The sequence below is a fragment of the Spirochaetota bacterium genome, from assembly GCA_017999915.1.
GTDB lineage: Bacteria > Spirochaetota > UBA4802 > UBA4802 > UBA5550 > RBG-16-49-21.
Genome location: JAGNKX010000002.1, coordinates 304,049 through 316,984 on the forward strand (window position 1 = coordinate 304,049; position 12,936 = coordinate 316,984).

Genomic DNA, 12,936 nt, shown 5'->3' on the forward strand with positions numbered 1-12,936 from the left:
TCACGGCCGTGATGATCATTCAAGTACAATTTACATACTACAGTAATACAAAAAATCCCGCCCGCCCGGATCATTTTTTACTTGCATCCAAATAGCCCTGTTTCATATACTGACATTTATCTATAAATGATCAATATTTTACATCATTTAGCAGCCGAAGCACATTCATTTACTATGACAAAGCCATTATACTGCCCGTTATGTTACAAACCCGGGAGAGAACTATCCCCATGGATGGGTCGTATCTATAAAGCCGTCATCATCGTCTTTTTCCTTCTATTAACTATCCCGGGCGTCATATCATGCACCGGGGAAAAAAGCGCAGTCCAACGACCTGCCGCGGACAATGGCTTTATCGACATTCATTCCATCGATTTCACCGGCGGAGAAACGGTCAAACTCAGGGGGAACTGGAAATTCATCTGGCTCCGGGACGATCCGGCTTTCGCAGACCCGGGTTTCAACGACTCTGACTGGAAGACGATCACCGTACCCGGGTACTGGGACCGCCTCACCGGCACCGGGAATGGTTACGGGTGGTACCGCCTCAGGGTCAGGATCGACGGTGACAAGCTGCGCGCCTCCGGAGAGCGTCTTGCCCTTTCCGCCGACCTGATCCAATCGGCCTGCGAGATCTACGTCAACGGCGCCATGCTGATGTCCAGCGGAACCTTCGGCACCGACACGGCATCGTCAATACCGCAGATTCATCCCCGTCTTGAGGCCTTCGATCCGCCCTCGTCGGGCGATATTATTACCGTCGCCGTAAGGAACTCGAACTTTTCGCACCGCTCCGGCGGCCCCTACAGCGTGCCCGAACTGGGACTTAACCGTGCGCTTTCGCAGCGGCTCTGGTATTCCGACGTGGCCCGCCTGGTCGCGCTGGGCATCATTCTCATGATGGCCATCTACCACGGGATACTCTGGTACTTCCGTCGGGAGGACAGGGCCAGCCTCTATTTCTGCCTCGGATGCGCCGTCATTCTCTTTCGCCTTATCGCCACCAGCGGCTACCTGGAACGGCTCTTTCCCGGTCGGCCCATGTATGAAACGCATTTCACGATCGTGTATGCGAGCATACCCCTCGGGTGGATTACCTTCGCCTTCTTCTTCCGCGAGCTCTTCCGGGAGGAGTTCTCCGGGAGGCTCTTCGCTGTTTTCACGGCCCTGGGCGCTCTCTTCACGGCGGCGGCATTCTTCCTCCCGTGCCGCGTCTACTCGCCCTATTCCATCCTGTTCGAAGGCTCGCTGATCGTTGTCGGCGTCTGGTTCATGGCCGGCATCATCACCGCGGCCGTGCGGAAGCGCCCCGGGGCGATCTACATCCTCCCCGGGTTCATCGCCTTTTTCATCACGGGCTTCAACGATATTCTCGCCGTGAAGCTCATCATCGGCACGCCGGAGGTGGCGCCGGTGGGGCTCGTGATCATGATCTTCTTCCAGTCCGCGGTGCTGTCCGGCCGCTTCGCCCAGGCCTTCAGGACCGCGGAGCACCTGTCGCTGAATCTTTCCGCCGAAGTGACGAAAAAGACCGACGAGCTCCAGGAACAGATGGACACCGCCCTCAGGGCGCAGCAGGAAACGGAGCGCTCCCGCGCGGAGCTCGACGACGCCTACCAGCGCCTTAACGCCGTGTATACCATCATCAAGAACGACCTCGACGTGGCGAAGAACATCCAGCAGACGCTCTTCCCCACCAGCTCCGGCGGCATCCTGGGCCTGCGCTACAGCGCACGGTACATTCCCCTCATCGAAGTGGGCGGCGACATTTACGACATCTGCCCCGTCGACGACCGGACCGCCCGTTTCTTCATCGCCGACGCCACGGGCCACGGCATCCACGCGTCCCTCACGACCATGCTCATCAAGGGCGAATACGACATGCTGAAGGTCGGCTCCCTGACGCCGCTGGAGATCGTCACCGAGCTGAACAACAAGTTCTACCGCCACTACCGCCCCATCGCCAAGTACTTCACGTCGTTCCTGATCGACATCAATCCCTCCGCCGGGACCGTCGCCTATGTCTCGTCGGGCCACCCGGCCCAGTACCTGATACGGGGCCGGAGCATCATCGAGCTCGCCACCACGGGACGCGCCATGGGCTTCACGGAGCACACGAACTGCGTGATGGGCGAGGCCGAATTCAGGTCCGGCGACCGGCTCCTCTTCTTCACCGACGGCCTGTACGAGCAGTTCAACGCCAGGCGCGAGCTCTTCGGGGAGGAGCGCATCAAGAAGATCATCATGGAAAACAGCGGCCGCCCCATGGCGGAGATAATGGACCGGGTGATCAACATCATCAACGACCACACGGGGAACGATCTCAATGACGACATCATCATGATCGGCGTTGAGCGGGACGGGGAGGATTTCACGGCGCGCCCGGTCCATAGGGCGCGCGGGCATGTATCATTGCGCGATGATTGAATGGGTGTAGGAAAGTCCGACCTGGACCATCGTCCGGCCGACGGCGGGTGAAAACTGCGCCGCGCCATGGACCCCGACGCCGTACACGTTCAGCTCAAGGCCCGCGATGATCTCATGGATCGGCTTTTTCGCGTCCCGGCGCTGCCGGAATTTGAAGGCGATGGCGCGCGATTCTTCGGGCTCGTCGTCGAGGAACTTAATCCGGACATGGTAATAGAATCCCGAAGCATCGAAGGTGATCCGGTAGAGCCCAAAGGGCCGCAGCGACAGGCCCTTCGTCAGGCGCACCATGGGCCTGATCCCCGCGGCAATGCCATAGACGGAACCCTTAACATCGGCAAGGGCCGTTCCCCTGATAAGATAAAACATCCAGGGCGGCCCCAGCAGGTCCCTCCGGTAATATCCCCGTATGGCTGAATAGGAATAGGTCATGGCCGCCACGAGGACGCCATCGAACCTCTCCGGCTTCCCGGCAAATCTCCAGGCCAGTGACGCGGAAACGGGCACCATGCATGAGCCGGTAGTGATGCTGGCGTAGGCGATCGCGGCCGCCGGGCAGGATAGGCCGGCGGCGACGCTCCAGCCCAGCTCCCCCGTGAAGGCGCCTGAAGCGGCCAGTTGGAAGCCGCCCCGGTGCAGGGCAAAGGACTTCGTGATCTGCAGGCGGTACCGTTCATACCCGTACAAACCAGCCACGGTCAGCCGGTATGTCCCGGGAGAAAAATCATTAATGGGAATGAAGGGCGGCTGCGAAATGAAGGGCTTCGGCGTCTCCAGGAAATCCGGGACACCGTACCCATGGGCGGAGCCGAAAGCGGTGACGACGGCCATAACCGCTCCGGCGAAAATTATCATTCTCTTCATGGCAAATTTTCAGAACCGAATCCATCGGTGATGGGGCTACCTCCCCTTTTTCGGCTTCTTTACCGGTTTCTGCTGCTTCCGGGCCTGCTTCCGGGCCGGCTTCTTTTCCGGGACCTCATCTTTGAGGGATCCGATTGTGGACACGATATCCCCCTGCTTCTGGGTGATGGCGGTGGTCCAGTTCCTCGACTCCTGGAAAAGCTGGTGGACCGGGATGGGGATGGTATCGAGATATTTTTTCCCCACCGCATTGTGGAGCCACCAGAAGCGCCCGGCCGTATGGCGCAGCTCCTGCAGCTTCCGCACCTCCTCGGGCGTATTGGCGTCGGGGCGCTTCGCCAGCTCGTAAAGCTTCTTCCACCGCTCGTCGTAGAGCTTCTGCGTCAGGCCGCGGTCAAAGAACACCAGGGCCTTCCGTTTCATGCCATGGCGCGTCGCGGCCTCGGGGTTCTGGATCGCCGGGTTGAAAGTGTTCTTCCACGAAAGGATGTATTCGAACATGACGATCCTGTCGAGGGGTATCCCCTGGGGATTGAACGAGCTCAGCATGACGCCGGTTTCCCTGCAGACCGCGATGGCGTCATTGCCCATTTTCTGCTTATCGCCGAACTGGGCCAGCATCGACTTCAGGATGCCGAGGGACTTGTCATAGGCCTGTACGGACATCAGGTAATTGTTCATCGACCGGGCCGACTGCATGTACCGAATGTTGAGGCTCAGCTCATCCTTCATCATCCTGAAGGCGGCCCCGAATTTTTTTTGCTGCATGGAGGCTATAACGGCGGCCAGCACCGAATTGTTCATGGCGATGTAGACGCGCACTTTCTGGAGGTCCTGGGGATTGGGCATGGCCATGTCCGCGAAGGCCTCTTTCTTCATGATTTCGCGGTAGAGGCCCAGCATCTTCTTCACGTCCTCGCGCCCGGCCAGGTTTTTCGCGACGGTGTACTCTCCCCGCGTTTTATCGAGAAAGAACTCGATCGACGAAGCGTTCCTCAGGAGATTGATATCGCAGAGGTCCCTGGGGGAGTACTCGCTGTAGACCTCGTTGTCATAGAGTATGGCGTAGCCGTTGTCGTCCGCGAGCGGGGGCTGCGGCAGGTTCCCTTCGGTAAAGAGGGGCGCCGGGACCGCGTGCTTCCGGAGGTTCATGCCGAGCCACAGGGCGACCGCCAGCGCCGGGATTGCGGCAAGGAGGACGATGACATACTTTGTCCTGGATCCCCTTGCCTTCGGCAGGCCCTGTTTCGGCGCCCTGGAATCGGGCCGCTTCAGCATCGGCAGCTTTATTTTCGGCAGCTTAATCGCCGGCAGGGAGATACGGGGCATCTTTATCCTGGGAATTCTTTTTTTAGGGGGCTTCGGCTGAGGCTCCGCGATGAAAGGCCTTTCCGGCTCCGGCCGTGGTTCCCTGGCCGGCCCTGTTCCCGGCCTCGAGGCCTGGTTACTGGTAAGGTTCAACTTGCTTTTTTTCGCTTCGATCTTCATAACCGTCTCTTATGCGTTATCCTAAAATATGATGTCCCGTCATTTATCGTCAACGATGAAACGACCCTTTTCCATGTCCCAATTTATATCAATAACTTTACGCTTGACGCCGCCCGGAAAATTTTCGGCCTGTTTCCACTCTTCAGGGGTGGGATCGCCCCGGGCCGTGCGCCATTCGAAGCAGCCCGTCTCCAGGGTTCCCTTGATCGATGTTCCGACCCGGGGGATCGATTATTTTCCTGGATACCCCACGGTCTGGGCCAGGATTATCATCTGGTCCGATTTAAGCTTCAGGGCCTTTCCCAGGTCATCCCTGTCGATCCAGCCGCGGATGACCGTCCACAGGCCCTCGGAGGCGCAGAAGAGATACACGTTCTGCCCTATGAACCCGGCATCGGCGCCGGCATAGAGGATTTTGTCCTCCCGGTTGAAACCGGCCGCCTTCGAGAGATCCGCCACGTAGACCAGGTTGAGGGGGGCCTTGTCCACGAAGCCCTGCTTGCCGGTCAGTGCCCTCACATCCTTCGCCTCGACCAGCTCCAGCGCGTGTTTCTTCGGCTGGTACAGGTACAGGCCCTCTTCGAGGGCCACGTAGATGGCGATTTCCTGCTTGTCCATCGCCGTGGGCGCGGTCCGCTTGCCGGAGCCGGGACGGTTGATGCCGCTGGCGGCCCAGAGCAGGTTTGACAGGACCTGGTCGGGCAATTTCTTCGCGGCAAAGGAGCGGTTGGACTGACGCTTGGTCAAAGCGGTCATCAGCGGCATCCCTCCCGTCATGGCCGGCCTGGCCAGCGTGACAACCTTCGGGGAATCCAGCGACACCATCGGGCACGACAGGGCGACGACCAGACACGGGATCGCCAGTGTTAAAATAATTTTGTTCATGATTACCACCTCCAATGAGGATATTGTAAGACACTTCGAAAATCTATACAACTGTTTTTATATAAATAAAATCCGCGTCGTTAAAAATCAGAACAAACCCGGCCCCAAGAGGATGCACATATCATGCAGGTGCGGTCACGTGACCGCGCCTGCTACTACGTGCTCCCATCTATTCTACCTTATAATACCCGTATTCCTTCGCGTTGACATTGTGCCGCTTCTCCCAACCGAGGGTGGAGCTGGGCGTCGGGCCGTAATCATGGCCCGGCCACACCACTGTCTCTTCCGGCAGCTCCATGAGGCGCCGGATGGAACCGCCCAGGGCCGCGCGGTCGCTCCCGGGCAGATCGGTCCTGCCGCTGTCTCCCACGAAGAGGGTGTCGCCGGTGAAGAGATTGCCCCCCGCGTACAGGCATATGCCGCCGGGGGTGTGGCCCGGCGTGTGGAATATGGTGAAGACCAGCCCTCCCGCTGCAAGGGTCCCTTCATCATCGAGAAGGACATCGATCCTTCCCTCCCCGCCCTCCAGCCGGTGTCGCACCACCTTCGCGCCGGTGAGCTCCTTCAGGCGCCCGGTGCCGGCCGTATGGTCCAGGTGGCTGTGGGTATGGATTATGTACTCGATGGAGAGGCCGGCCTTTCTCGCCTCTTCAGCGATCGCATCGGGATTGCCACCGGGGTCAATGACGGCGCCGGCCCCCCCCTTTTCGCTTCCCACGATATAGCAAAATTCGTCAAAACCGCCGATTTTAATCTGCCTGATGATCATGGTAATCCCTTTCCTGATTTATGCATGTAACTATACGTTATCATAAAAATACTTTTAACACACCAATGCCTTCCCGACAAGGAATAATTCATGACGTCCCGATACCCGCCGGGGTTGCCAAAAGCCAGGTCACTTGACCGGCCATACATATAAACCGATTCCCCTCTTCTTAAAATACCCCTGATTATACATATTTTTTGTTCTTTAAAATACGTTCATATACCGAAAATAATAGCAAGTGACAATTATAAATGTAATGTTTTCAGGGGTTAGAGTATGGAAATAGGGATGATTATTGGGATCGTCGGCGGCTTCAGCCTTCTTGTATTCAGTATTGTCGTTGCCAAGAGCAGCGTGCTCTTGTTCGTCGACATCCCGTCAGTCATGATCACCGTCGGAGGCAGCATCGGAGCCATGCTGGTCGGCTATTCTATAAAACAGGTCATGCTCATCCCCACGCTGTTCAAGGTCGGACTCTTTCCGCCCAGGTATAACTACAGCGAATTGATCGTCACCATCGTTTCCTTTTCCGAAAAGGCCCGCCGCGAGGGCCTCCTGGCCCTGGAAGACGACCTGGACGAGCTCGATGACGCCTACATGAAGAAGGGGCTCCAGCTCGTGGTGGACGGCACAGACCCGGAGCTGGTCAGGAATATCCTGGAAACCGAGATCGAGCAGATGGCGGCCCGCCATGACGACAACAAGCGGATGTTCGACGACTGGGCGAGTTTCGCGCCTGCCTTCGGTATGATCGGTACCCTCATGGGTCTTATCATGATGCTCGTCAACCTGAGCGACAGGGCCGCCATCGGCCCGTACCTGGCCGTCGCCCTCATTACCACCCTGTACGGCGCCATCATATGTTATCTTTTCTGCTCGCCCCTGGCCTCGCGCCTCGATGTCATGACCAACAACGAAGTGCTCATGCGCTCCATCGTCCTCATGGGCGTTCTATCCATACAATCGGGGGACAACCCCCGTATCGTCAAGGACAAGCTGGTCTCCTTCCTGCCGCCTAAGATGAGGGAGGAAATCGCCGAAGAGGTCGCCGATTAATCCATGGCGGGAAAAAAGAAAAAATCCCAGATCAAGGGCTCCCCGTCGTGGATGACCACCATGGGGGACCTGAACAACCTTCTCCTCTGCTTTTTCATCGTCATGATGGGGGATGAGACGGTCGTCAAGGGCTTCGAGTTCCTCTACGTGATGTCCTCGTTCAAGGGAAGCATGGGCATCATGTCCGGGGGAAAGTCCATCTCCAAGGGAAACCTGATGGACCTGGGGCATAACATCATCGCCCTGCCGAGCAGCCAGCGCCAGCAGTTCATGTCGCAGATCATGAAGCGCGCCGTGGAGTCCTTCAAGCCCGAGATAGAAACAAAGGCGGTCCGTATCATGGAAGACGAGCGCGGCCTGGTGATCACCCTTAGCGGCGACGTGTTTTTCGAGCCGGGAACGGCCCGCATCAAGCCCGAGATGCGCTCCGTGCTGAAGAAGGTGGGTCGCATCCTCAAGAATATCGACAATTTTGTCCGCATTGAGGGCCATACCGACAACTCGCCGGTCAGCGTCCCGAAGGCGAAGGAAGTGTATAAATCAAACTGGGAGCTCTCGTCGGCGCGGGGCCTGAACGTGCTGCACTACCTGGCCGATGACGCCGACGTAAACCCGTCCAGGCTCTCCTCCGTGGCCTTCGGCGAATATCGTCCCATAGACGACAACGGCTCGGCCGAGGGACGGGCCTACAACCGGCGCGTCGATATCGTCATCCTGAAAGAGCATTTCCTCAAAAAATCCGATGACAAGAGGATCCCGCGGCCCCTGCCGGACGAGGAGTGGCGGTAGGAACGCCGGCGGCGGAAACCGTCAGTCAGACTTCCTTTTCTTCCCGATTTCCATCATGATGCGCTGGATGTTATCCCTGCTGTTTTTCATGTACTCATCCTTCACCTGGGAAGGCGGCAGCTTTTCGAGCTCGGCGTTCAGGTCCTCGTAGAGGGAGAGGGCCCGGGGGAGCTTGTCCATTTCATAGTAGAACCGCGCCTGGGTGAACCGCGCCAGGTAGTTCTTCTTGTTGCGCCCGACGACCTCCTCAATGAGCGAGAGGGCCTCATCCTTCTTGTTCTTGTGGTAATAAAGAAGTATCGCCAGGGCATTCTGCGCGTCGGAATAGTCATTCTGCATCGCTATTGCCTTCCGGTAATAGCGCTCGGCCTTGTCGATATCCTCTTCGCTGTCCCGGTCCGCTCCCCGGTTGCCGTAGGCGAGGCCGATGGAGTAGTAGACGCCCGGCGTGTCCTTCCCGTAGCTTATGCCTTTCTCGTAACAATCAATGGCCTGGTCCCAGAGGCGCTTATCGACATAGAGGGTACCGAGATAGGTGTAATTATTCGCCAGGCTGCTCATGGCCCTGGCATCCTTGATTTTTTCCTCTTCGAGACCGGCGATTTTCTTTTTCAGCTCTTCGATCTTTTTATCCGAGTTGGTCGTACGCTCGCGCAGATTACCGCAATTAAAGAATCTCGCCGCGAACACGATCGCCGTCGCTATTATAAAAAAAATGACAATGTATACCGCTTTTTTCATCATCGCTCCCTTTCCGGCCTATTTTTTCCGCGCTCCCTTTTTCTGAGCCGCCGTTTTCTTCTTTATCGACTGGATGGCGTGCTTCACCTTCACGATGGCCATGTCGATGTTCCGGTTCGCCTTGTCCAGTTTAAACTCATTCACCCCGGCGATGGCCTGCATGGTCAAAATCAGGGCAGCCGCGCGGTCCTCCTGGCCGTCATAGGTTGTCACGGTGAGGATCTCCTTCACCTTCGTGAGATGTTCCTTCTTTGGCTGCACCGCCGATGTTTTGCGCGCCTTCTGCAGCAGCGCCAGCGCTTTTTGCATGTCCTCCAGGGGCCCGGCCTTGGCTATGGGGACAAACAGGAGCCCCAGGACCGTGGCTATAATGAGAGAAACCGTTTTATTTCCTCTTTTCATGGTGCGCACCTCTTGAAACAGAATATCGCTCCGCCATTTAGACATGGATCCGGAAAAACCGCTGCCTATATCAGCAAGCATCACCATGGCATAATGTCAAATAGTATTGCGCCGCAAACTCGCAAAAACGGGGCCATGCATGATTCCATTATAATACCGGGATGGAGTGTCTTAGGGCAATAAAAAATCAACCGTTATACATTTATAAATTATTGTTTCAATATGATGCAAAAATGTCAGAATAGACGCATTTTTAATTGAATAAAATTACATTAATAGATATATTATAATTCAATTTAGCAGTTTGCTGAAAAACAGCAAACTGCTAAGCGATACATGGATGTATCGCCATTTTTCGAGGCGTTAGCCGAGAAAAATGTGAGGTTTTACGAATTCACTTCGTAAAACCGACCCTGAAAAACTCCAATGAAGGAGTTTTTCAGGAAACTGTTAGGTATTTTTACTAATTAGACTTGTTGTAAAACATAATAATCAACGATATTTGCCCCGCCGCCTTCGGCGGCGGGGCAAATATGATTAATTATAAGCAGTTTTGCAACAAGTCAATTGAACATCACACATAAAAGCAAAACCAAATTTCAAGGAGTTAATTATGGATAACGATCAAAAATCCTACATGCAAAAACTATCCGATAAAATCCTGGAATGGGACAAGAAGATCGACGAGCTGATGAAGCAGGGCAACGAAGCCGCCTCTGTTATGAAAGAAGATTACGCCAAAATGGCGGAAGAGCTCAAGGTGAAAAAGAAGGATGCGGAGGTGAAGCTGAAGGAGCTCAAGGAAGTTAGCGGCGAGGGATGGATCGAGATCAAGAAAGGTGCCGAGCAGGCGGTGAACGACATGACCCAGGCCTTTGAAAAGGCCATGGCGAAATTCAAGAAAAAGTAGGAAAAACCGTCCCCGCCGCCGGTGGCGGCGGGGAAAAATCTCAAATTTTTTTAATTTTTTAACCCACCCGGGTTGACTCTTTCCGCAACGTTGTATAATTTATATCGGAACGAGCAAAAGCAACCTAAGCGAATTCCCCCCACATAAAAACATTTTTAGGAGGAGTGTATCATGAAAAAAAACACCCTAATATGCCGGTCTCTCAGTGCCGGCATAATCGCGGCCATGGCGTTGGTCCTGTCATGCGCGAAGGATTCGAAGAGTAAAAACGAGGAGCTGCTGCCCATCGTGGCCCTGGCCATGGTGACGGAGGACGCCCGGAGCTACGACGCCCTGCCGCTGGTGCCGGCGTCGCTGGCAAGCACCAAGGATACCAGCAGCTCCACAAGCCAATCTGTTATCAATGACGTGGTTCCCCAGGGAACTACCACCAACAGGCTCAAGCTGATATACACGCCGGTGCGTTCATCGGTCCTCATCGGCAAGGAGCTGGTGAAATTGGCCGGCCAGATCATCACCAATATCGAGACGCTGGTCGCCAGGTACCCGGGCCTTGTCACGTCGGGCACCGCCATGGCCTACACGGATAACTCCGATACGGCGCACCCGGGCCATATCGCGAAAGTAAGCAGCAGCGCCACCTTCGGGGCCGGCGGCTACAAGGTTGAGACATGGTGGAACAGTACCGGCTCGGACTCACTGAGGGACGGCAAAAAAGCCCTTGAGCTCAACTACCTCAAAGACAGCTCCGGGAATATCGACGGTGTCCTTTTCTTCCGGTATTTCCCCAAGGAACAGCCGACCAACGAAACCCTGGTCCGTGTTGAATTCAAGAAAGCGGTGAGCGGCACGGAAATAACCAGGACGGCTTACGTGTACGTGCAGAATTACATAGACTTCCGGAACAACACCGGCGCCAACGCGGCCTTCTTTATCAACGAGAACGCCCAGGGCGTGGTCACCGTGGAAGGCGGTTACACGGTCCAGGGCCTTGTCATGCCGTTCCAGGAGCTCAATGTGGCCGGGACCGATTGGGAAGATGCGGACAAGAGGGTCTATCTCTTCAATGGCGCGGGCTCCATTGCCTCGGGCAAGGCCGTGGTCAACGTGGTGCTGCCGCTGCAAAGCCAGTCAGCCGCGCTTGACGCCGTGGCCACTCCCTTTGAGGACGCCCAGGCCTGGTCTCTGGGAGAGCTTTTCACGGACGGCCTTCTCTATTATTTGAATGGTCACTCGGAGGTTTATGGCGCTTTCGGCACTCAAACAGGTCTCTGGTTCCTGAACCTGATTTCCGGCGGATCCCTGACGACCGGTTCAGACCAGGCTGCTCTTCTGGCCGCCCTGAACAGCATAGACACAACCCTGTGGGGAGCCAACGCGGCCCAGGTCGTGGCGAGCCTGCAGATCATCACAGGCATCAAGAACCCGGTCTATTTCCAGAAGAATGTGTTCTCCATCGACCTGGTGGGACAGGATGACACGGACGGACTCACCGGGGCTGCGGACTATGCCCAGCTCCAGGCTGCGCTCTCCACGGATTTCACCAAGTTTACCCTAGCTGATCTTTTCAGTTTAAGTATCAGTGCGGGTACGTCAGTTGTGCTGATTTCAGATCACCCTGTTGGGATTACAACATGGGCTGGCATAGATGCTGACGTGCCGTCGATCTAACGAGCAAGGTTTAATAGAACAATCAGAAAGGCGGGGATCCAAGTCCCCGCCTTCCTGTTCTCTCAGCATAGAATTCACCCATGATTTAATCGGCGTATTCGCCAAACATTCTTCGCATTTTCGCGATTATAAATTTTTATGTTTTAAACGTTCATGTATAAATATATCATCGATTTTAAAATCAGGAAAGATTTCTTTGATTCTTGCTATAGTTGAGATGTTTGGATTGGCCTTCCGTGTCGATTCTAGCCTCTGATAACTGTAGATGTTTTTCATTCCCAGCAAATCCGCAACCTGCCGTTGAGACAGCCCTTTCTTATGCCGGAATAATTTCATTTTAATGGCAAAGGCGATTTTAGGCTCAACGGGAACTTCAACGATGTCTTTCCCGTACAGATGCTTATGAGGCATCGGGAAAATAATCCTTGAGTTATCAGGTTCATTCAAAAACAAATTCAACGCCTCTTTCATGTTACAATTGAGCTGATCGATTGTATCAGCCTGGGTATTGCAGCCTTTTAGCTCAACACAGGAAGCCCAGTAACCCGCATCCTCTTTGTGTATTTTAAAATGGTAATGCATCGATCATTCTCCCTTCACTCTTTTCAATAAATATGACTCCAATCCCCGCTTTAATTCTTTGTGTAGCGGGATGGTTTCCCGATCATTGCCTTTTCCGATTATCACATGACTGCCTTTAGTCCGTAAAACTATCCATCCGGCTTTTTGAAACAATTTCAGCATTTCTTTGCCGCTCAGGGGCATTGGAAACCTCGATTTGATTGTAAATACCAACTATAATTGGTAATAAAATAAAGTCAATCGCAAAATCAATAAAAAAATGCGTAAAAGATAATCCGGAAAATTGAAAACTGTCAGAAAAAATCCTTAAAAACAGAACGGCCCTGCGCCATTGATATTTATCCATCATCAA

14 protein-coding genes are annotated in these 12,936 nt (G+C 54.8%); 5 read left to right on the forward strand and 9 right to left on the reverse strand.

Annotated elements, in window-relative coordinates; genetic code table 11:
- Positions 1 to 234 precede the first annotated feature (234 nt).
- A complete protein-coding gene (locus KA369_05400; protein ID MBP7735392.1) occupies positions 235 to 2,427 on the forward strand; it encodes a SpoIIE family protein phosphatase in 2,193 nt (730 codons plus the stop codon).
- Here KA369_05400 and KA369_05405 read toward each other — a convergent pair.
- The 4 genes from KA369_05405 to KA369_05420 form a co-directional block, all read right to left on the reverse strand.
- Positions 2,410 to 3,291, reverse strand: a complete 882-nt coding sequence (locus KA369_05405) for a hypothetical protein (protein ID MBP7735393.1) — start codon at positions 3,289 to 3,291, stop codon at positions 2,410 to 2,412. The genes KA369_05400 and KA369_05405 overlap by 18 nt on opposite strands.
- A gap of 36 nt (positions 3,292 to 3,327) precedes the next feature.
- Entirely contained in the window at positions 3,328 to 4,779 is a 1,452-nt protein-coding gene (locus KA369_05410) for a hypothetical protein (protein ID MBP7735394.1), read from the reverse strand.
- 231 nt (positions 4,780 to 5,010) lie between these two features.
- Positions 5,011 to 5,664 carry a SagB/ThcOx family dehydrogenase gene (locus KA369_05415; protein MBP7735395.1) on the reverse strand — a complete coding sequence of 218 codons (654 nt, stop codon included), beginning with the start codon at positions 5,662 to 5,664 and terminating at the stop codon, positions 5,011 to 5,013.
- 169 nt (positions 5,665 to 5,833) lie between these two features.
- The gene (locus KA369_05420; GenBank protein MBP7735396.1) at positions 5,834 to 6,433 is read right to left on the reverse strand and encodes an MBL fold metallo-hydrolase; all 600 of its coding nucleotides are present in this window, start codon (positions 6,431 to 6,433) and stop codon (positions 5,834 to 5,836) included.
- A gap of 276 nt (positions 6,434 to 6,709) precedes the next feature.
- On the opposite strand from KA369_05420, the gene KA369_05425 reads away from it, so the two are divergent.
- On the forward strand, positions 6,710 to 7,489 hold the full coding sequence (locus tag KA369_05425; GenBank protein ID MBP7735397.1) for a MotA/TolQ/ExbB proton channel family protein: 780 nt from the start codon (positions 6,710 to 6,712) through the stop codon (positions 7,487 to 7,489).
- A gap of 3 nt (positions 7,490 to 7,492) precedes the next feature.
- On the forward strand, positions 7,493 to 8,278 hold the full coding sequence (locus KA369_05430) for an OmpA family protein (GenBank protein MBP7735398.1): 786 nt from the start codon (positions 7,493 to 7,495) through the stop codon (positions 8,276 to 8,278).
- 21 nt (positions 8,279 to 8,299) lie between these two features.
- Here KA369_05430 and KA369_05435 read toward each other — a convergent pair whose 3' ends face one another.
- Entirely contained in the window at positions 8,300 to 9,019 is a 720-nt protein-coding gene (locus KA369_05435) for a tetratricopeptide repeat protein (protein MBP7735399.1), read from the reverse strand.
- Between the two features lie 18 nt (positions 9,020 to 9,037).
- Positions 9,038 to 9,421, reverse strand: coding sequence for a hypothetical protein (locus KA369_05440; GenBank protein ID MBP7735400.1), 384 nt, complete (start codon positions 9,419 to 9,421; stop codon positions 9,038 to 9,040).
- Between the two features lie 613 nt (positions 9,422 to 10,034).
- Between KA369_05440 and KA369_05445 the strand changes: the two genes are divergently transcribed.
- Positions 10,035 to 10,331 (forward strand): hypothetical protein, encoded by a 297-nt coding sequence (locus KA369_05445; protein ID MBP7735401.1) that lies wholly within the window; start codon positions 10,035 to 10,037, stop codon positions 10,329 to 10,331.
- 171 nt (positions 10,332 to 10,502) lie between these two features.
- Positions 10,503 to 12,002 (forward strand): hypothetical protein, encoded by a 1,500-nt coding sequence (locus tag KA369_05450; protein ID MBP7735402.1) that lies wholly within the window; start codon positions 10,503 to 10,505, stop codon positions 12,000 to 12,002.
- A gap of 126 nt (positions 12,003 to 12,128) precedes the next feature.
- On the opposite strand, the gene KA369_05455 is transcribed toward KA369_05450, so the two are convergent.
- The 3 genes from KA369_05455 to KA369_05465 are packed head-to-tail and all read right to left on the reverse strand — an operon-like array spanning position 12,129 to position 12,933.
- Positions 12,129 to 12,584: a type II toxin-antitoxin system HicB family antitoxin gene (locus KA369_05455; GenBank protein ID MBP7735403.1), complete on the reverse strand. Its 456-nt coding sequence runs from the start codon at positions 12,582 to 12,584 to the stop codon at positions 12,129 to 12,131.
- Positions 12,585 to 12,587: 3 nt separating this feature from the next.
- Positions 12,588 to 12,767, reverse strand: a complete 180-nt coding sequence (locus KA369_05460) for a type II toxin-antitoxin system HicA family toxin (protein ID MBP7735404.1) — start codon at positions 12,765 to 12,767, stop codon at positions 12,588 to 12,590.
- Positions 12,700 to 12,933, reverse strand: coding sequence for a hypothetical protein (locus tag KA369_05465; protein ID MBP7735405.1), 234 nt, complete (start codon positions 12,931 to 12,933; stop codon positions 12,700 to 12,702). The genes KA369_05460 and KA369_05465 overlap by 68 nt, the downstream gene beginning before the upstream one ends.
- Positions 12,934 to 12,936: the final 3 nt, after the last annotated feature.

Bases quoted from the DNA above. Each gene is read 5' to 3' on its own strand.
- KA369_05400 (MBP7735392.1), top strand. From the start codon at position 235: ATGGGTCGTATCTATAAAGCCGTCATCATCGTCTTTTTCCTTCTATTA.
- KA369_05430 (MBP7735398.1), top strand. From the start codon at position 7,493: ATGGCGGGAAAAAAGAAAAAATCCCAGATCAAGGGCTCCCCGTCGTGG.
- KA369_05415 (MBP7735395.1), bottom strand. From the start codon at position 5,664: ATGAACAAAATTATTTTAACACTGGCGATCCCGTGTCTGGTCGTCGCC.
- KA369_05420 (MBP7735396.1), bottom strand. From the start codon at position 6,433: ATGATCATCAGGCAGATTAAAATCGGCGGTTTTGACGAATTTTGCTAT.
- KA369_05405 (MBP7735393.1), bottom strand. From the start codon at position 3,291: ATGAAGAGAATGATAATTTTCGCCGGAGCGGTTATGGCCGTCGTCACC.
- KA369_05435 (MBP7735399.1), bottom strand. From the start codon at position 9,019: ATGAAAAAAGCGGTATACATTGTCATTTTTTTTATAATAGCGACGGCG.
- KA369_05465 (MBP7735405.1), bottom strand. From the start codon at position 12,933: ATGATGGATAAATATCAATGGCGCAGGGCCGTTCTGTTTTTAAGGATT.
- KA369_05445 (MBP7735401.1), top strand. From the start codon at position 10,035: ATGGATAACGATCAAAAATCCTACATGCAAAAACTATCCGATAAAATC.
- KA369_05455 (MBP7735403.1), bottom strand. From the start codon at position 12,584: ATGCATTACCATTTTAAAATACACAAAGAGGATGCGGGTTACTGGGCT.
- KA369_05410 (MBP7735394.1), bottom strand. From the start codon at position 4,779: ATGAAGATCGAAGCGAAAAAAAGCAAGTTGAACCTTACCAGTAACCAG.
- KA369_05460 (MBP7735404.1), bottom strand. From the start codon at position 12,767: ATGCCCCTGAGCGGCAAAGAAATGCTGAAATTGTTTCAAAAAGCCGGA.
- KA369_05450 (MBP7735402.1), top strand. From the start codon at position 10,503: ATGAAAAAAAACACCCTAATATGCCGGTCTCTCAGTGCCGGCATAATC.
- KA369_05425 (MBP7735397.1), top strand. From the start codon at position 6,710: ATGGAAATAGGGATGATTATTGGGATCGTCGGCGGCTTCAGCCTTCTT.
- KA369_05440 (MBP7735400.1), bottom strand. From the start codon at position 9,421: ATGAAAAGAGGAAATAAAACGGTTTCTCTCATTATAGCCACGGTCCTG.